This is a genomic window from Streptomyces sp. NPDC057939, from assembly GCF_042887545.1.
Taxonomy (GTDB): Bacteria; Actinomycetota; Actinomycetes; order Streptomycetales; family Streptomycetaceae; genus Streptomyces.
In genome coordinates this window covers 269,302-287,744 of sequence record NZ_JBHVPG010000003.1, presented here as the reverse complement: position 1 = coordinate 287,744, position 18,443 = coordinate 269,302, and the positions used below count along the sequence as shown (strand labels likewise).

Sequence of the window (18,443 nt, the reverse complement as noted above, 5' to 3'; positions counted from 1 at the left end):
TCCGGTACTTGCCGGCCGGCGCCGGCGCCGGCTTCCTCCGAGGGAGCGGGGTCCCTCTGCCCACTCCGTGACAGAGGGACCCCGCTCATGATCAAGGAAGAGGCCACGCCTCGAACGTCATTCCCCGGCAATCACCCGTGTGGGTGACCGACGCGCGACGATGAGCACCACGATCACGACCACGGTGACGAAGGTGCCGCCCCGGATCCAGGCATCGACCGGCACCGACGAACCGGCACCCCCCGCCAGCACGGCAACGAGTACGGGCAGCAGCCACGACTGTGGCTGCTGCCCGTTGATGACCAGGGAGACCTTCCGAAGTAAGCTTCCAAACATTCGCTTCTCCTTCGCGAATCAGGATCGAGCCCACTCCTGCGTCTTGGTCGACGGGTGGGCTCGGCCTGCGCGCTGACGCGCAGGTTCGCTCGGATGTCTGACGACTTCGAGGCCCTTGCCGGGCCGTCACACATGACCGTAGCGCATCGACAGGGGTCCCAAGTCTCGTCTTGTTAAACGAACTTGAGCTCAATCTTGGTGTGAGGAACATGCACAGTTGCCTCACCCGAAGAAGAGGATCTCTCCAGGTGTCACCCATCCCCACCGGAGCGGGGAGCATCGATGTGCTGAACACGCACAGGGGTCATCCCCACGAGTCGGCGGGGAACATCGAACCGGTGGACCACACCGGCTCGCCTCCAGCACCAGAACAGTACCCAGCGCCCCAGCACCGCGCAGCCGATGCACGCAATACGAGCCACCAAGCACTTCAGCGGGGCGGCGGCCTGACGGCCCGGGGAGCGGACCCGCCTGAGGTAGAGGCCGGTTCGACAGCATATGACCGTTTCAGCGAAAGTGAGTGAAACGAAAGCCTTGCCAGCATAAAATCGCAGTTCAGCAAGCCTGCTCCCCGCACCTGCGGGGATGTTCCCGGAGCGGCCGGCGTCCGGCTCACCGGGTGGGTCTGCTCCCCGCACCTGCGGGGATGTTCCCCCGCGCGGATCGCTCTTGTCGTCGCTCCACTCCTGCTCCCCGCACCTGCGGGGATGTTCCCGACGTCGCTACGGGTCAGCAGCTCGAAGAGGACTGCTCCCCGCACCTGCGGGGATGTTCCCAACCCCCCAGAGTCACGACACCCGCTGACGGACTGCTCCCCGCACCTGCGGGGATGTTCCCGTGACAGAGAACGCCCCCGAGGCGAGCGCGACCTGCTCCCCGCACCTGCGGGGATGTTCCCTCCCACATTCACGCCCTGATCTGGACCGACGACTGCTCCCCGCACCTGCGGGGATGTTCCCCAAGCAGGCCGACGCCGCCCGAGTCACCCAACCTGCTCCCCGCACCTGCGGGGATGTTCCCATCCGGAGGATGGCCGGCTCGGACACGGCGGACTGCTCCCCGCACCTGCGGGGATGTTCCCTCGCCGTGCTCTCCATCGACGTGTCCCAGCACCTGCTCCCCGCACCTGCGGGGATGTTCCCAGCGCGTGTACCGCTACCGGTGCGCTCAGTGCCTGCTCCCCGCACCTGCGGGGATGTTCCCTGCCAGGATTGGCCCGGTAGTTCGGGACATCACTGCTCCCCGCACCTGCGGGGATGTTCCCACGCGGATGAACTCCTCCGCGCGGCCGAGGGCCTGCTCCCCGCACCTGCGGGGATGTTCCCGGGCACCCGTCGCACAGAGCGATTGCCGTCCGCTGCTCCCCGCACCCGCGGGGATGTTCCCCAGCTCGTTCGGTCCGCGACGTGGGAGTACACCTGCTCCCCGCACCCGCGGGGATGTTCCCACCCTCTACGCGTGGATGTCGGAGGCCGGCATCTGCTCCCCGCACCCGCAGGGATGTTCCTCACCATGAAAGCCAATGCTTTCAAGCCCATTGCTGCTCCCGGCACCCGCGGGGATGTTCCCTGGAACGGTCCGACCGCCCGCTCGTATTCGGTCTGCTCCCCGCACCCGCGGGGATGTTCCCCACGGGACCACGCTCCTGGCGTCGCTCTACGACTGCTCCCCGCACCCGCGGGGATGCTCCCACCTCCGCCACGTTGGCGGGGGTGATGTGCTGCTGCTCCCCGCACCCGCGGGGATGTTCCCGTCCCGTTCTCGCACCACACGCCCTTCGGCGACTGCTCCCCGCACCCGCGGGGATGTTCCCATGTCGATGATCTGCTCATGCCAGATCGTCACCTGCTCCCCGCACCCGCGGGGATGTTCCCTGGTTGGCCTGGCGGGCCCGCTCCATGGCGTCCTGCTCCCCGCACCCGCGGGGATGTTCCCACGTGGATCGTGACCAGCCTCGCGGTATCGGGCTGCTCCCCGCACCCGCGGGGATGTTCCCGCGCGGCCCTGCTCAGCCTCTACGCCGAGGTACTGCTCCCCGCACCCGCGGGGATGTTCCCGTCTACCGGGGCTCGGCGTCGGCCACCTCCGTCTGCTCCCCGCACCCGCGGGGATGTTCCCCTCGCCCGGAACGCTGGAGGGAACGGGGGCCTCTGCTCCCCGCACCCGCGGGGATGTTCCCGAGAACTGCGTGACGCGACGTCCCTTCAGCAGCTGCTCCCCGCACCCGCGGGGATGTTCCCCACGGTCACCCTTCGGGGTGTCGCAGACGTAGCTGCTCCCCGCACCTGCGGGGATGTTCCCGCCGTCTCGTGCAACGTCGCCCAGTGGCTGGGCGCTGCTCCCCGCACCCGCGGGGATGGTCCGCCCTGGCAGGCCCGATATCGGGACCCGAACGGCAACTGCTCCCCGCGCCCGCAGAGTGGCCCCGACAATGGCCTGTCGTAAACGATTCGGATCCCGTGGGCGATCGCCATCCGGGTTCTCGGGAGTGCTGTCCTCGTTGCTCGGCCCGGACCCCTCGATCCATACTCATGGCACTGCGCCGGCGGGCGATGTGACACTCGCGATGGTCGACCAGGTCGGAGTGCGGTGGCAGGCCACCGCGGAAGCCGAGTTCCTGACGGTTGTGTGCCCGATCGACCTTGCTGGGACGCCGCGTGCCTTTCGCCTGTGGGTGGCGGCTTCCTGCTCCGGGCGGTCCGCTCGGGCCGGGCCGCCGCCGCTGCCGCTGCCGCCAACGTATTGGCCTCGTACGTCAAGGGCCCGTTTCGGACTGCCGATCCGGTGCGGGGCGTCGTTTGGGCTTGCCCTCGTCCAGCTCGGCTCATGGTAGGGCGGGCGGCCGATGGCCGTCTCCCGGGCGGCAATGGGTCGTCGCCGACTTTCCGGCAGGGCTGTTGGGTAGGGTGAGTGGATGATCGAATGTCGTCGTGCCAGGGCTGACGATGGGGACGTTCTCGGTGAAATCCACGCTGCGGCCTGGGAAAGGACGTACGCCCCCTTCTTCGAGGCGAAGTTCGCGGCACGAGCGGTCGAAAGCCGTCGCACCCGCTGGCACGAGCGGGTCGCGCGGGCGACGCCGGAGATCTTGGTCGCCGAGCTGGGCGATCGGCCGCAGGCCTTGTCCTCGTTCGCGCCGTCCGAGACCAGGCCCGGGGCCGCCGAGATCCTCAGTTTCTACAACCACCCGGACAGCTGGGGCAGCGGCATCGCCGCCGCCCTGATGGCCGAGACGCTGCGGCAGCTACGGGCCGATGGGTTCACCGAGGTACATCTGTGGACCCTGAGGGACACCCCGCAGTCCCGGCGCTTCTACGCGAAGACCGGTTTCAGCGAGAGCGGAGCCGCACGGGACTGCGACTTCGGCGAGGGGCACGTCCTTACGCAGGTCGAGTACGAGCGGCGGGACTGAGGTCGAGCGGCGGCCCGTCGGCCCATTGCGCGCCCGGATGATCGTTCAGTGGTCCGCGCCGAACCAGCAGGCCGGTTGGGAGCCGCCGATCGCCGATGATCGTCACACGAGCCATTCCACACCACGCGAAACCACACGAACGCGCTCATGGATCGAGCCCCGGCGCCGCGCCGCCAACCACGCACGAGCACACGTCAGGTCAGTTCGGGTCAGGTCAGGTCGGAGATCGCCATCGGGAACGTGTTCGTTTCGCTCCCGGTCGGCACCACGCGCGCGTTGTTGATGTACAGGTGCAGCAACCCGTCATCCGGACACCTCAGGGCCACTGTGAGACCACAGATCCTGCGACCGGCGGTGAGAGCGACGGCGATGGCGGTCTCGAACACGCGGTGTCCTTCCGGACACCGAATGACGGGTTGGATTCCCGGACCGGACGGCGATGAGGGCAACGGGGTGTCCGAAGGCTCAAGCCTCCACGCGTACTGTCCGGGGAACCCGGCCTCCCAGCCGTTCGGTAGGCCCAGTGGCAGGCAGCAGCCGAAGCACCAGCACTCGCCGTTGAGCTCGAACTCCTCCGAGCCGCACGTGGTGCACACGAGCAGCATGGCCTCGGCCCGATCGCTTCGAGCCGACCCCCTCACCAGTCGCAGGAGGGCTCCACGCCCCTCAGCCTCGTCGACAGGTCCAGCACTCCACACAGTTTCACTCCCCTTGGCCCGGTCAATCATTCTGCACAGTCGCACCTCGACGGACAGCAACCGCAGTTCAGAACCTGGACAGCCCGGACGGCTCGTAGGACGCCGGTCCCTCCGTATCAGTCGGGGGCCTTGACCTGTCGGGCCTCGTCGGCCGCCTCGACATTCGAGCCAGGTCGCGCGTGAGGCGCGCCAGGAGCATGGGGTGCCGGTCGCTCGGGCGGAGCGGGACTGGGCGCGCAGCGCAGGCAGCCGGGCGCGGTCCACTTCGGCGAGGCTCGCCCAACGGCAACAACGCACGAACGCATCGATCACGCCGCTGTCGTCGGTTCGGCCGGTGCTCCGGTGAGCCGTTCCGGCGTGCGCTCCAGCGACAGCTTGTCCCGGGTGGTCTCCAGTCGGCGGAAGAGGAGCGGGCACGTTCCGCAAGGGAATCTCAGCGCGAAGGCCGGCTCGTCGTCGACCGTCAGCAAGCGACGCCGTGGGCCGCCGCCGAACTCGTGCAGTTCCGCATCCAGTGCGTCCGTGCCTCGGAGGGGAGGTACGCCGACAGTTCGGGGACGGCCCGGTTTTGGTCATCACGGACCGACCGGGCCCGCAGGCGGCCGGGGTCCTTGACGGGGGGTCCGGCGTGCGCGGTGTCCCTGTGCCAACAAACTCTTTGCACCGTGCGACACCGGTGTGCAGACTGGGCGCCGTTTCACGTTGATGACCAGGGGGGTCAGTGAGAATTTCCTTCGCGCGCACGGCTGCACTCATGACGGCAGCGGCATCTGTCGGCGTCTGTGGGTTGTTGGCAGCGTCACCCGCGCAGGCCATCGTCACCAACCCGTCCAACATCGGTGGCTGGGCCGAGACCGTCAAGATCGACATCGGCAACGGGCAGCGCGTCTGCACCGGTGCCCTCGTCCGCGACGATCTCGTCGTCACCGCCGCCGGTTGCTTCGCCGAACGCCCCGGTGCGGCCCTGCTGCGCGGCAAGCCGGCGATGGCGGCCAAGGTCTGGGCCGGTACCGACGACCTGGCCACGGCCCAGGTCCGGAAGATCGTCAGCCTGGATCCCGCCCCCGGCGGCCGGGATCTGGTCCTGGCGCAACTCGAAGCCAGGATCCTCGGGGCCCCCGTGCTGCACGTGGCCGCGTCGGACACCCCGGTGTTCGAAGAGGTGCACACCGTCGTGGGTTGGGGCCGTACGGCGACGGAGGCCGCTCCGAGCCGCTCCCGTTACACGGGCCTGATGCTCGGCCAGATCGGTGCGGCCGACATGAGCGCCCGCGTCAACTCCTCGGCCGACTCGCTCTGCGCGGGCGACACCGGTGCCCCGTTGATCCAGTCGGAGCCGGGCCACCGCTACCTGACCGGCATCGTCAGCGGCTTCGCGCAGGCGGGTTGCCTGGGCGGTCCGGCGACCGGAGCCACCAACGTCACCGTCACGCGGACCGACAACGCCGCTTCCTGGCTTCGTAGCCGCCTGTCCTACGGCGACCCGGCGTACCCGACGCTTCCGTCGGGTGGGCGTCTGAACCCGGGTGCCGTGTTCTACGCCCACGGCAAGGCCTCGCTGATCATGCAGGCCGACGGGAACCTCGTCCTCTACTCGGAATCCGGCGCGGCTTTGTGGTCGTCCAACACCTACGGGAATCCCGGCGCCTACGCCTCCCTCCAGAGCGACGGGAACTTCGTCGTCTACAAGAAGGACGGCGGTGAGGGCAAGGGCGGCGCACTGTGGTCCACCGGCACCTGGGGCAACCCCGGCGCGACGCTCAAGCTCCAGGCGGACCTCAACCTGGTGCTCTACCGCCAGAACGGCTCCGCCGCCTGGGCCTCCAACACGTGGGCACACGGTTCGGACACCCTGGCGGCCGGCCAGAACCTGGGCTCCGGCCAGACGTTCGGGGGCGCCGCAATGGAATCCGGCGGCAACCTCACCCTCCGCAATTCCGAGACCAATGCGGTGATCGCTTCCTACCCCAACGGCTGGAACCCCGGGGCGTACGCCCGCATGCAGGCCGACGGGAACTTCGTCATCTACAAGAAGGACGGCGGTGAGGGCAAGGGCGGCGCGCTGTGGTCCACCGGTACCTGGGGCAACCCCGGCGCCCGGCTGGTCGTGAGCTTCGGCAACCTCACCCTGTACAAGAAGGACAGCAACGAGATCCTGTGGCAGAGCGTCCCCGGCCGTTGATGCCCTGATCTCCATGACGCCGCCCCGCTGCGGCCGCTGTGGAAGCGCTGGTCGAGGCCGTTCGTCATGGCTTCGACCGGCGCGGTCGGCAAGCTCGGCATCTCCTGTAACCCCAGTGGCGTACGGGCGCTCTTGACGGTCGCGACCGGAGAGCCCCTGTCGGCCCGGGCAAGGGCGACGTGCGTACAACGCCGCCGGCCGGAAGCGGGCTCCGTCCTGAGCTCGTGCCACAGGGGGCGGCGTCATGTCGGCCCCTCGCCGAAGGGCGGATCCGAACCTGGGACCATGAGCGGATGTCCGAGGAACCGAACCCGATGTCCAGCCTGTGGCCGCTCGCGCCGTCCGGGGCGAGCGATTGGCTGCTGGAGCTGTGCGGCGACGGCCTGACCGGGTTCATGCCTCCGGCGATGCCCGACGCGGCGTGGGTGCTCAACGCCATGTACGAGCACGAGCGGGGGCCGGTCGACGTGTCGTACGAGGAGTACCACCGGGCCGGTCTTGCCGACGGGAGCGCCCGGCCGCACATCGTCGGGGGCATCGATCTCGACGAGGTGAGCATCACCACGGGTGGGGGTCTGGGCCGTGCCCGGCACCCCGGAACCGGTTGGCGGCGGCTGCGCTGGACCGAGCTCGCGCGGCGGACCGGTGACCCTATCGTGCCGGACGGGCTGATGCCCTCCCATCGCTGTTTCCCATCGGCCAAGAAGGAGGGAAGCTGGCCGCTGGGCACCGTCCCGCCCACCGAGGGGAGCCTGGATCGTGAGACGTGGAGCCGGTTGATCACCCTGCTCATCGAGTACGGTCCGGCGGGCCCCGACACCCGCTGCCTGGCCTACCACAGCCCGTTGGTGCTCGGAGCGGACGACTACGACAACCTTCAGGTGCGTGCGGGGCGGCTCGGCGATGCCGAGGTCCTGTACGACCGGTCCGAAGCCGACTTCAGCCCGTCCAACCTCTGGTCCGAGGACCGCTCCTGGGTCCTGTGCACCGACTACGACCTGTGGGCCACCAAGATCGCCGGTTCTCCGGCCCTCATCGAAACGTTGTTGAACGACTCCGAGGTCGAGGCCGTTCGCCTGCCTTGGGCCCACTGACGACGACCCTCCTCGGCACCCTCCCACCATGGAGCGCGCGAACGCGCACCCTGTGTAGCCAATACGATGCGGTGCGTGAAACGTCGACGCTTACCACTGCTCTCCGTCGCAGCGGCCTGCGCAGTGCTCGCCGCCGCTCCTCCGTCGCCGGCCCACGCGGCGGATCCCCTCCCCTGTGTGAAGGGCGAGTCCGAGTCGAGAGACAGGTCGGCCGTCGACGACGGGGAGATCCGCTTCACCGACGAGACCGCCTACGACGACGCGCGCAGGTTCGCGATCTCGGCCTGGCAGTACGGCGGCGCGAGGATCAAGATCCTCGGCGACAGCGCCACGACCGTCAACGACCTGGAGTTCCGCGACGAGAACCTCGGCAGCGGCAGGGACGCGCCGGTCGGGGAGTACCGGTACCGCGCGGCGCCCGGCTTCACCGACTACATCGTGTTCAACAAGCAGCGGATGGGCAAGGACGCCGATTACCAGCGTCACGTCGCACTCCACGAGTTGGGCCACGCCCTGGGCCTGTGCCACAAACCGGAGGGCAAGGTCGCCACCCTGATGTGGAAAGAGATCAGGATCTCGATGAACCGGCCGACGGACGCGGACAAGGCCAACCACAAGAAGCTCTGGGGCTGAGATGAAGAAGGTACTTCTGTTCGGGGCCTGCGGCGCCGTCGCGGTCCTCACCGCGACCGGCGGGTTCCTGTACTACGACCGCGCGGCTTCGAGCACCGAGAGCCTGTGCTCGACGGACCTCTCCTCGGACGCCGCGGTGCTGCGCAATTCCGACGTCGTCGCCCTCGTCACCGTGCTGGGGAAGGGCAGGCTCTACAACGAGACGGTGGAGGACTCCGACGGGGTCCAGGTGTTCACGGTGCGCACCGACAACGTGTTCAAGGGCACGCTGCCCGGGCAGACGCAGATCACGCAGAGCACCGCGCCGACGGAGGAGGGCAACCGGCCCTTGGAGCCGGGCAGCCAGTTCGAGGTGGCGGTCCAGCAGCTACCCCCGGGCCAGTACGCGGAGGGTGTCGTCTTCCCCGAGGCCGGAGAGGGCGCGGTCGTGTTCGCGCGGCCGGCACGGGGCAAGGCCGCCGCCGCGCTGGCCGAGCACTGGAAGGCCGAGCTGACGAAGAAGTACGTCGAGCCGGCGTGCAACGACGTGGTCTCCAACTGAGTCCCGGGGGGCACAGCGGATCGGCTCCGGCCGCCCACGGTCTTGACGCACGCGGTGTCGCCGATCCCCGGCCGCGCCGATCATGGACATCATCGGTACCCGGTCGGGTAGCGACCGGATTGACGACCTGTGAGGTACCCCTTGGGAAGAATGCTGGACGCTTTCGAGACCACGGTTTCGCCGAGCTATCGAATATTCGGTCTGGTCGATACGAGCGTCGACACGTATTCGCCGGACGCGGATCGCGGGAGATGGCTGCTTTCCGCGCCGGGAATGGTGTACCTGCAAGTACCGCCCCAGGTGGGCCGGGCCCGGATACGACTGGAGAGCTGGACGACGCCCGCCCCGACGAACGATGCCTCCTGGTCCGGGGCCGAGGATGTGGAAGTGGAGCTTCCTGAGGGCGAGCTCGCGCTGGAGACCATCGATCAAGGGCAGTGGCCCGTCCCCCTCATCCTGCCCTCGGCCGGCGTGTACCGGATGCGCTGGCAGTGGATCTTCAACCGGGAACGCGGGCCGTTCACGTCGCCCTTGGCGGGGGTACGAGAGACGCTGCCAATGCCGTCGGGCTTCGAGGACAAGCTGGGGGATCTGGACCAGTACTGCCTGGTCCAGATCTGGCGCACGTCCGCAGCCGCATGACAGTGCTGTCGTGGGTGCCCGTCCCGCCTCGAAAGTGGGACGGCCGCCAGACCACCCTCCCCGGCGGGCGCGCCCGGGGGGGGGGCCGGAACCGGAGTCCCCTTTCACCCCCGGAAGAGTCCGAAGGCCTCTGATTCACTGGGACGCATGGGAATCCACGAATTGGGCGCGAGGACACGCCGGTTGATGGCCCACGAGGGACGGTGGATGACGAGCCTCGGGCTATGGGTGGCACGGCGCACGGACGGGGTGGGGGCCGGCGACGTTCCTGTCGGGTACGCACGTGCTCAGGCGCCGACCGCGTACGGGCTGATCTTCGTGTTCGTGGTCGAGACGGTCGGCGTGTCGTTCATGCTCGCCGCGTACCCGGTCGCCCATCTGATCATGCTCCTCCTCGATCTCTACACGGTGTGCCTGGTCACGGGGCTGCACGCCGCGGCCGTCACACGCCCCCACGTCGTGGGGCCGCACGGGCTCCGGGTGCGACGCGGTGCGGCCCTCGACCTGTGGATACCCATGGACAAGGTGGCGTCCGCTCGCCACGACCTCCGGTTCCCGGACGCGAACAGGCCTCAGGACGGCGTGCTGGAGCTGGCCGTCGCCTCGCAGACCTCGATCACCGTCGAACTGCTCCAACCGGTGATCGCGGTGAGTCTCCTGGGAACACGCACGGAGGTTCACACGGTCCGCTGCCACGCCGACGACCCACGAGCCGCCGTCACGGCCATCAACAGCTTCCTTCGGATCAACAGCTGACAGATCCGCAATTGACGGGTCGACAGCCGGCGGGGGGGGCACCGCCACCATCGGTCGGGCCGGGCAACCGCCCGGCCGTGAGGTACGAGGAGCCGGTGCCGCGGGAAGGACCCGCGACCCGCCCCCGGGGGCAAGGGCCGATCACCATGGGCCGGCCCCACCCTGTCCGAACTCTCCCCCGAATTTCTCGCCGAGCCGGCCGAACCGGGCGCCATCGGCGGTGCGGCCGGTTCAGCGCACTTGACGGTCCTGCGCGGCTCATTCCGGGCGGCGTCGCCGTGGGTGTCGTCCGAGACCTGCCCACCGACACGGAGTTTCGCCTGATACGACAACGGTGGTCGATGTCCTTCAGTCCGCCGGGGACGCGGGCCCCTTCGTACCCTCGCGTCCCGGTCGGCGTCAGGGCCTTCCCCTCCGCCTTGGACTGGGACACGGCACTCCTCCTACCAGCGTCCAACGAGAACGGCACGGGACGCTCCCCCGCCCGGGCATTCTGGTCGTCGATCCGCGACGACGGCCCGCACCCCCTCGTTCCGGATGGCGAGCCGGGGCCGTTCGACTTGGAGCTGTCGGAGTACGCCGGCACCGTTCGGGACATGGTTCCCCCGAGCGACACCTGGAACGGACGATCCGATCCGCGCGGCACCCACCTCGACGGATACGGCGGAGCCACTCACACCACGCCGAGGAGCTGCCACAGAACGGTAGGTCGGCCCTCGATGCGGTATCCGGCACCACCCACAACGACCCCGAGTTCACCGAACGCGGCCGACGCACCCGGCTACCGCTTCCCGCCGTCAGTCACCCCCGGCCACTCTCCGGAAGGACAACAGCGTGCACCAGCCCCGACTGGCCACACCATTCGACGCGATGGAGATCTCCCGCCTGCGCTCGGAGAACATCCTGTCCGAACCGCTCGACAGCGGGTGGCTCGCCCGGTGCGCCGACCAGCTCGCCCTGCGGCTCCGGCCCCGTGGTGACGCCCGCGCCTACGTGATCGACTCACCCACCGGCGGACTGGCCACCTGCGCCCTCGGCCTCATCCACGCCGTCCTGCCCGCCCCCAAGTACCCCCAGGGGCTGGCCGTGCGCATCCACGCCGTGGCCACCGATCCCGACCACCGCCGCCGCGGCCACGCCAGGGCGGCGCTCGCCGCCCTCCTCGACCACCTGGAGAGGGACGGAGTCACCCTGTACGAGCTGTACGCGAGCGAGGGCTCCGCCTCGCTGTACGAGACGCTCGGCTTCACGGCCGACCCTGCCTGCATGCGCATGACCCGCTTCCCGACCCCGGCTGCCGAGGAGAGCGCGTTGTGAGCAAGATGGGGCGTCCGCTCGGGCGTTCGCCGGCACTGCCGGGAGTTCAGGAACATCCGTGCTCGCCTCGCCTGCCCCACCGGCGTCCCCAAACCCCGTGGCGGCGGCCCCGAAAGGCCACCTGGCGCCGAGAAACAAGTACCGGGCACCACGCTACGAAGGCGGCAAGAACGTCAAACGCCCCGAGACCCCCGGGGCCATCGACAAGCCCGGCAGATCTTGGCGGATGGAAGACAACCTCGGGGGCGGTCCTCCCAGGGGCGGACCCGGCCGACCAGGTGGAGTCCGCCGTCGCGAGGTGCCCGGAGCACGGTCAGCACGCCTTCGCTGATCTCCTCGTGGTCGAGCCATCGGGTGTTCGACCCGCGCCCGGTGAACCCGAGGACGACGCCGCGGTGCGCGCACGGCTGAGGGCTTCGGGCGGTCGGGGTGCGGGTGCCGTGGGTGCGGCGGCATCACTCAACGCCGCTGCGAACCTGACGGGCTCGGTGTAATCCGCGCTCACCGGCACCAGCACTCCACCGGCCGCGCCGTGGCTCTCGAATGCCGGCGGACCGGCCGACCCACGTGACACGACCACCGTGGTGAGTCCCTCCCGTAGCAGCGCGCCCACGACTCAGGCCGGCATCCCCGTACCACCGACCACCAACACCGGACCTGGACCTGGACCTGCTCCAGCCTTCTGAACTGCGGGTCCAAGGGTCTGCGGGTCCATGGGCCGACCGGTCTACGGGCCTGCGGGTCCACGGGTCCACGGGGCCGCGAGGAGAACGACTCCATCGGCCTGGACATCGAAGCCGAGCACCGGATGGCCGGAGTCGCCTTCCGGGTCCATCAGCACCGGCTTGCCCAACCGCCGCCCGATCTCCCGGAGGAAACCGCAGAACACATCGAGTCGATCCTGGCCCTGCAACTCCCTCAGGTCGACATCGAAGTCGACTTCATCGTCGGAACGAAATCGGAAGATTGCCAACACATCGGCAGTCGGCCAGACCCGCAGGTCCGGGCACTCGGCATGTTCCGACCGGGACAGCACGGCCTCCGCCCGAGGCACCGGAAGTACCCTTCCTCCTTCGGAGTACTGGTACCTCCAGCCCTTCTCCACGACAAGGTCGAGGACCGCCTGCCAGTCCTCCACCGAGGCATCCGGGACACGCACGTCCGGCAACGAGCCCATCAAGTCGGGGTCGAACAAAGGACTCACGTCGTCCCACAGCAGGTCTGTCACCCCGCCATGCTGCCCGGCACGACGACTCAACGCACCCCCGTTTCCCTTGACCGTGGAGTCAGGGGCACACCACGCCCGGCGGGACAGTCACGGAGGCCGTACGAAACGGTTGGGGGCTGGTGGGCCGGCCCTGAAGGTTGCCGGTCCCGTGCTACCCGGCGCCGGATGGCCGCCCGGTCCACCCCGGTCCACCCCGGTCCACCCCGGTCCACCCGGGCCTACCCTGCCCCACCGCAGTATCCGCGCTGGAAGGCGGTCCAGAAGTCCGTGTCGATCCCGGTGTCGGTGAACGAGTTCCAGTTGGTGTGGGCGACGAGTTGGTCGCGTCCGTCGCGGCTGTTGAGGGCGAAGGTGAGGTAGCCGAGTGCGCTGCCGCCGTGACCGTACGCCGGGCCGCAGGCGGTGGCGTAGACGTGGATGCCCAGGCCGTAGGCGACGGCTGGCGGGGCGGCGCCGGTTGTGGGGACCGTGTCGGTGAGCATCGCGTGAAGCAGGTCCGGGGGGAGGAGACGTCCTTGCAGCAGGGCCCGGTAGAAGCGTGAGATGTCGGCGGCGGTGGTGACCAGGGCGCCCGACGCGCCCGCCTCGGACGGGCTGAACGCCGTGACGTCGAAACGGGTCGCGTCCGGCGCGTTCGGCAGCAGCGACGAAACGTCCGCGTAGCCGCGTACGTGGGCTCCGTCGATGACGTTCCGCGCCAGCGGGTACGAAGTGTCGCGGAGCCCGAGGGGGGCGAGGACGCGGCGTTCGAGGTTGGTCCGCAGGTCGCGGTCGGTGATCCGTTCGACGATCAGGTCGAGCAGCAGGTAGTTGGTGTTGGAGTAGCGGAATCGGGTGCCGGGAGTCGGGAAGTACCGGGGTTCGGCCAGACCGATGCCGATCAGCTGGTCGCGGGGCCAGTACTGATCGAGCCGGCGGAAGTGGGGAAGCAGCCCGTCGATGTAGTCGTGGAGCCCGCTCGTGTGGTTGAGCAGTTGACGGACGGTGATGGGGGTACCGGACAGTGCGTTGTCGGTGCGGACCTGGTCGGGGAGCAGGCTCTGCACGGTGTCGTCGAGGCGCAACCGGTGTTCGGCGACGAGTTGCAGGACGACCGTTGCGGTGAAGGTCTTGGTGACGCTTCCGGTGCGGAACTTCAGGTTCGGTGCCATCGGCGTGCCGGCGTGCCGGTCGGCGACTCCCGCCGCGCCGAAACGGTCGTCCGAGCCGCGGCGCGAGAGCAGAAAGGCGCCGGGGTTGGGGTTCGGGTCGGCGACCACCTGGTCCACGAGGGCCTGGAGGGCCGGGTCACGACGACTGCCGGCCGCCTGTCCTCCAGCGGTTTGACCTGCGGTCGCCATGCCGGGTGGTAGCAGGAGAGCAAGGGCAAGTCCAAGCCCTAACAGGCGGGTTGAGCGTATGCGGATCACTGCACGGACCCCCTCCGGTAGCAATATGGCCATACGGTTATAGCACGCGATACCGTACTCACGTGCCGAGAGTTGCCGACCATGACGCCCGCCACGGGCAGATCACCGACGCCGTCCAACGCCTGATCGCACGGCACGGCCTCACCGCCGTGACCGTCGCGCGGACCGCCGCGGAAGCGGGCATGTCCGTCGGCCTGGTGCAGCACTACTTCACGGCGAAGGACGAGATGCTGCTGGCCACGTTCACCCGCGTCAACGGGCGGTTCACCGCGCGAGTGGACGAGCTGGTGAACCGGGGCGAGGCCGAGGGCCGGACCGTCGCCGAGATGCTGCGACATGCGCTGGCCGAGCTCCTACCGCTCGACGACGCCCGCCGCACCGAGTTCCTGGTCCGTCTCGCCTTCGCGGATCAAGCCGCGCACAGCGCGGCTCTTGCCGCCGTCCAACGGGAGACCCTCGTGGGCATCCGCGCGCGCGTCGCCCGGGCCATCAGGAACGGGACGGAGTGCGGCGAGGTCGCTCCGGGGATCGACGCGGCCGACCAGGCCCTGCAAATCGTCGCGTTCGCCGACGGTCTGGCCCTGCATTCACACATCGACCCCGACGGCACACCGGGACCGGCGATCCTCACCGCCCTGGACGGGCGGATCCGCCGCGTGTTCACCGGCACCTGCCGACGCGCCCGGCTCGGTTAGGTATCCGGCCCCCGCCGCGGTCACCCGAGTCCTGATCGAAGCACATGATCGGAGCGCATGATCGAGGCACCTGATCGGAGCGCATGATCGGACGACGGCTGGTCGTGCGGCCTGCGACCGCGCGGGTGAGCGGCGGCCTGGTTCGAGGAGCTTTTCGACCCCTCGGTAGTCTGCGTCCTCATGACGCGCACTTGGATCCTGCCGATGCTGCTCGTGGTCTGCGGCTCACTCGTTTCGGCCGGGCTGCTCGTCAGCGGTAGCCCCGGCGGAGCGGCATCGATCCTGCTGGTGTTCGTGCTGCTCGCAGGCGTGAACTCGGCTCTTGTCTTCCCGAGATCCATTGGTGCGCTGGAGGCGCAGCGCCGCAGCGCGGTCGACGGCCGCCCGGTCGTCTTCTGGCGGCCGGGCTGCACGTTCTGCATACGACTGCGCATCCGGCTGGGCCGGCACGCCCGTCAGGTGCACTGGGTCAACATCTGGCGGGACCCGGCAGCAGCGGCAGCGGTGAGGGCGGCCAACAACGGCAACGAGACCGTGCCGACCGTCGTCGTGGCGGGCCGGCCGCACACCAACCCCGATCCCGACTGGGTGCGCGAACAGTGCTCCCCTTCCGCGTGAAGGTTGCGGGGGGGGCGGCCTGGCGTCCTGCCGGCGCAGAAACCGGCCCAGTGCCGCCCCGGGGCAACGAGCGCGCTGTTGTTCGAGGCATGCGTTCCGGCATCGGCGTTCGATGACGCCTGGCCCCAGGGCTTCCCGGTCCGGACCCACGACATGGACGCGGATCCGTTCTTCGCCGGGGAGGGCGATGTGGACGCGGCCCGCGCCGTCGTCGGAACCGCGCTGGATGCTGAGTTGTTCCTCCACCCCGGCGAAGCCTTCCGAGGTCGGCTCGCATACTGGTCCGATGAGTTCGCTGTCCGCACACCGTCGGTTCCGGGACCCGCGCAGCACGAGGTACGACTTCCTCGCGTCCGTTCTCGTGCGCTGCCCCGGCTGTGACCAGGTCGCGCACGTTGCGACGGGGCCGGAGGCGGGCGAAGTGCACGATCCGGATCTCTTCGCGCCCAGGCGTCTCGTCTGCCGGAGCTGTGGAACGGCGAAGGAATGGAACCGCGGGCCTGTCGCCCTGCACCGTGACCGGTGCGAGCCGGCCACTGATCCGTTCTTCAACGTCCGTCTGTGGCTACAGGCCGAAACCCGGCACGGGTGGGTATGGGCATACAACCCGGAGCATCTGGACCTGATCCGACGATTCGTGCGGGCGCCGCTGCGCGAAGGGATCCCCTGGCACGACCACGGCCGGAAGATGACCGTGGTGGCCCGCCTGCCCGCGTGGATGCAACAGGCGAAGAACCGCGACGAGGTGTTGCGGGCCATCGCCCGCATCCACGCCTCACTGCTCAGCAGCTGACCCTGGCGCGTTGATTCTCTCGATCACGCCGCCCCGCGTCCCGGCTTGGTGCTCGCTCGTTCCCGCCCCGGTCCGTCGTCTTCGACCTCGGTACGGATCCCGCCCGCGGTTCCCTCCGTGTCCGGCTGTCGCCACGGGCGCCTGCGGCGCGCAAAGGTCCGACGGACCGTCGCAACCCGCGGGCAGCCTCTCCGACGGAGGTCGCGCACGTAAAGGGCCCCGGCCAGACCCCGGGGGGGTGGGGTCTGGCCGAGGCGGCCCAGACGGGCCGGGGGGAGGCCGGCCTGGGCGATCAAGGCGGGATGCGGGAAGGGCGGTCGCCTCACGGCGGAGGGCGCTGCTGGGCTTCAGCCGAACGATCTTCCCAGCAGGCTGTTGGTTGGGCCCGGGGACATCGTCCCTTCCCGCACCCACACAGATTGAACGGTCAACGACCGACTGTTGTTCCCGCGCACGCCATCCAATTCCGGACCAGGCCGCGGCCCGCCCCCACCACGGCCCCGGCCCCCGGCCCCGGCCCCGCCCAGGAAGGAGGAAGTGGGAAGGGGGGCGCCGTCCCGCGCCCCCGGGCAGCCTCCGTCGGCAATTCCCGAATCAGCCCGGGGTACCGGACGTACGCACCGGATGATGTGCGAATGAGCAATCGAGAGGAACTGCCGGCGGCGGTCGACACGAAAGCGCTGCTCGCCTTGAGCGAGGGGCACCACGAGCGCATCGCACGGAGTACGGGCACGCGCGAGGTTGGCGGCCATCTGGTGAAGACCTACTCCCTTCACGCGCCGGGCCGCACGGTGACGGAGGAGGACCTCGCCGCCGTTCTGCGGATCGCCGACGCACACCTGGGTCTGGGCCGTACTCGGGGGTCGCTCGGGCTCTCCGTCCTGATCGTGCACGCCGGCGCCGACGGTGACTACGTCCTGGTCCACAGTTGGATCGAGGGACACATGTCCGACCTGGCCGTCTTCATCGGGCCGGCCGGGCGCCCCGACCAGCTCCGCCCGGGCCGCACCGGCCTCGCCCCCTGTGTTTGGGAGGCCGCCATCCTGGCCCACGAGCGCGACGCGTTCTCACGACATGTCCTCGATGGCAGCGGCCCGATCACGAGCCGCCTGGCCGCTTGGGGTGCGGACACCCTGACGGGAACCGTCCGCTGAACCTCGTCCCGGAACTGCGGCCGGCACGTCCCGAGAGTCCGTCACGGTCGCCGAGACGGACCGGCCCCGTTCTGTCGCGACCAGCCCATTCGAGACACGCGCCACGGCGGCCCCGCCGTCCGGACTCGGCGTGGCCCCGTTCCGGAACGGCGTGCGGCCCCCGGACGGTACGGCGACCCCGGACTTCACCGGTTGGCGCCGGCGGCGCGCCGTTCGCGGTTGATGCGCGTGGCTGAGAGCGTGGCGATGGTCCAGGCGGTCACCCACACCGCTCCCACGAGCAGTGCCGCGAGCGCGGTGAGCATGCGGGGAGGGGCGGCGCCCAGGCTCGGTGCCAGGCCCGCCGCACGAGCGCCGAAGCCGAGGACGCCCGCCCCCACCATCGCGATGCCCGCCCAGGAGACGACGAGCGCCGGCCATCGGACGAGCGGGGTCCGCGGCGGGCGCACGAGGAGCAGTGCGACGACGGCCATCAGCAGACCGAGTGCCGCGTTGGCCAGTTGGGCGGTCCCGACGTCGGCGACGGCGGCGTAGGCCTCGGGCGGCGCGGGGAAGCCCGGCATGCCGAGCTCGCCCTCCCTCGCCAGGTCCACCTTGCTGACGGTGTAGGCGAGGGCGCCGAGGCAGGCGGTGAGGGCTGCGGCCAGGTGCTTCTTGTCCGATCGGGGCATGGGCTCATCCTCCGATGAGCGGCGGCCGGGGCACTTCCCCCGCTGGTACCGACCTTCTCCCCCGGACGGGGGAGAGAGCCCGGCTGCCACCGGGCGCGGTCCCCTGGTCCCGCGATCCCGTGATCCCGTGGTCCTGGTTCGGCAGTTCTCATGGCGCCTTCGTCATCCTGCCCGCCCCGCGCGTCGATCCAGAGGCGGCGCCGTGGACGCGGCGGAGCCGGTCCCGCGGTATCGGCCGGCGCGTCCTGCCCGCAACACTGCTGC

General features: G+C 69.7%; 17 protein-coding genes and 1 CRISPR repeat array. Of the genes, 12 read left to right on the top strand and 5 right to left on the bottom strand.

The annotated features are described in order from the left end of the window. Positions 1 to 117: 117 nt before the first annotated feature. Complete coding sequence (locus ACFVS6_RS05620) at positions 118 to 336, bottom strand: hypothetical protein (protein ID WP_389700906.1); 219 nt, start codon at positions 334 to 336, stop codon at positions 118 to 120. 564 nt (positions 337 to 900) lie between these two features. After that, positions 901 to 2,764: a CRISPR direct-repeat array (repeat unit 29 nt; unit sequence CTGCTCCCCGCACCTGCGGGGATGTTCCC). A 486-nt stretch (positions 2,765 to 3,250) separates the two neighbouring features. On the opposite strand from ACFVS6_RS05620, the gene ACFVS6_RS05615 reads away from it, so the two are divergent. Continuing rightward, positions 3,251 to 3,748, top strand: a complete 498-nt coding sequence (locus ACFVS6_RS05615) for a GNAT family N-acetyltransferase (RefSeq protein WP_389700905.1) — start codon at positions 3,251 to 3,253, stop codon at positions 3,746 to 3,748. A 209-nt stretch (positions 3,749 to 3,957) separates the two neighbouring features. Here ACFVS6_RS05615 and ACFVS6_RS05610 read toward each other — a convergent pair whose 3' ends face one another. Beyond that, positions 3,958 to 4,134, bottom strand: a complete 177-nt coding sequence (locus tag ACFVS6_RS05610) for a hypothetical protein (RefSeq protein ID WP_389700903.1) — start codon at positions 4,132 to 4,134, stop codon at positions 3,958 to 3,960. A 1,102-nt stretch (positions 4,135 to 5,236) separates the two neighbouring features. Here ACFVS6_RS05610 and ACFVS6_RS05605 point away from each other — a divergent pair. The 7 genes from ACFVS6_RS05605 to ACFVS6_RS05575 all read left to right on the top strand — a co-directional run bounded on the left by ACFVS6_RS05605 (position 5,237) and on the right by ACFVS6_RS05575 (position 11,611). Then, entirely contained in the window at positions 5,237 to 6,628 is a 1,392-nt protein-coding gene (locus tag ACFVS6_RS05605; protein ID WP_389700901.1) for a trypsin-like serine protease, read from the top strand. Positions 6,629 to 6,921: 293 nt separating this feature from the next. Next, the gene (locus ACFVS6_RS05600) at positions 6,922 to 7,722 is read left to right on the top strand and encodes a hypothetical protein (protein ID WP_389700899.1); all 801 of its coding nucleotides are present in this window, start codon (positions 6,922 to 6,924) and stop codon (positions 7,720 to 7,722) included. Between the two features lie 75 nt (positions 7,723 to 7,797). Continuing rightward, the gene (locus ACFVS6_RS05595) at positions 7,798 to 8,355 is read left to right on the top strand and encodes a matrixin family metalloprotease (protein ID WP_389700897.1); all 558 of its coding nucleotides are present in this window, start codon (positions 7,798 to 7,800) and stop codon (positions 8,353 to 8,355) included. A 1-nt stretch (position 8,356) separates the two neighbouring features. Next, a complete protein-coding gene (locus ACFVS6_RS05590; RefSeq protein WP_389700895.1) occupies positions 8,357 to 8,896 on the top strand; it encodes a hypothetical protein in 540 nt (179 codons plus the stop codon). A 150-nt stretch (positions 8,897 to 9,046) separates the two neighbouring features. Continuing rightward, positions 9,047 to 9,538, top strand: coding sequence for a hypothetical protein (locus ACFVS6_RS05585; protein ID WP_389700893.1), 492 nt, complete (start codon positions 9,047 to 9,049; stop codon positions 9,536 to 9,538). A gap of 147 nt (positions 9,539 to 9,685) precedes the next feature. Next, on the top strand, positions 9,686 to 10,294 hold the full coding sequence (locus tag ACFVS6_RS05580; protein WP_389700891.1) for a hypothetical protein: 609 nt from the start codon (positions 9,686 to 9,688) through the stop codon (positions 10,292 to 10,294). 834 nt (positions 10,295 to 11,128) lie between these two features. Continuing rightward, positions 11,129 to 11,611, top strand: coding sequence for a GNAT family N-acetyltransferase (locus tag ACFVS6_RS05575; protein ID WP_389700889.1), 483 nt, complete (start codon positions 11,129 to 11,131; stop codon positions 11,609 to 11,611). A gap of 727 nt (positions 11,612 to 12,338) precedes the next feature. On the opposite strand, the gene ACFVS6_RS05570 is transcribed toward ACFVS6_RS05575, so the two are convergent. Further along, a complete protein-coding gene (locus ACFVS6_RS05570) occupies positions 12,339 to 12,839 on the bottom strand; it encodes a hypothetical protein (RefSeq protein WP_389700887.1) in 501 nt (166 codons plus the stop codon). A 218-nt stretch (positions 12,840 to 13,057) separates the two neighbouring features. Further along, positions 13,058 to 14,179, bottom strand: coding sequence for a serine hydrolase domain-containing protein (locus tag ACFVS6_RS05565; protein ID WP_389700885.1), 1,122 nt, complete (start codon positions 14,177 to 14,179; stop codon positions 13,058 to 13,060). Positions 14,180 to 14,310: 131 nt separating this feature from the next. Here ACFVS6_RS05565 and ACFVS6_RS05560 point away from each other — a divergent pair, with 131 nt between their 5' ends. From ACFVS6_RS05560 to ACFVS6_RS05545, 4 genes are all read left to right on the top strand, one after another. Beyond that, positions 14,311 to 14,943, top strand: a complete 633-nt coding sequence (locus ACFVS6_RS05560) for a TetR/AcrR family transcriptional regulator (RefSeq protein ID WP_389700883.1) — start codon at positions 14,311 to 14,313, stop codon at positions 14,941 to 14,943. A 180-nt stretch (positions 14,944 to 15,123) separates the two neighbouring features. Next, positions 15,124 to 15,561: a glutaredoxin domain-containing protein gene (locus ACFVS6_RS05555; protein WP_389700882.1), complete on the top strand. Its 438-nt coding sequence runs from the start codon at positions 15,124 to 15,126 to the stop codon at positions 15,559 to 15,561. 286 nt (positions 15,562 to 15,847) lie between these two features. Further along, positions 15,848 to 16,354, top strand: a complete 507-nt coding sequence (locus ACFVS6_RS05550; RefSeq protein WP_389700880.1) for a hypothetical protein — start codon at positions 15,848 to 15,850, stop codon at positions 16,352 to 16,354. 635 nt (positions 16,355 to 16,989) lie between these two features. Further along, positions 16,990 to 17,508, top strand: coding sequence for a hypothetical protein (locus ACFVS6_RS05545; protein WP_389700878.1), 519 nt, complete (start codon positions 16,990 to 16,992; stop codon positions 17,506 to 17,508). A gap of 185 nt (positions 17,509 to 17,693) precedes the next feature. On the opposite strand, the gene ACFVS6_RS05540 is transcribed toward ACFVS6_RS05545, so the two are convergent. Then, positions 17,694 to 18,179 (bottom strand): hypothetical protein, encoded by a 486-nt coding sequence (locus ACFVS6_RS05540; protein WP_389700876.1) that lies wholly within the window; start codon positions 18,177 to 18,179, stop codon positions 17,694 to 17,696. Positions 18,180 to 18,443: the final 264 nt, after the last annotated feature.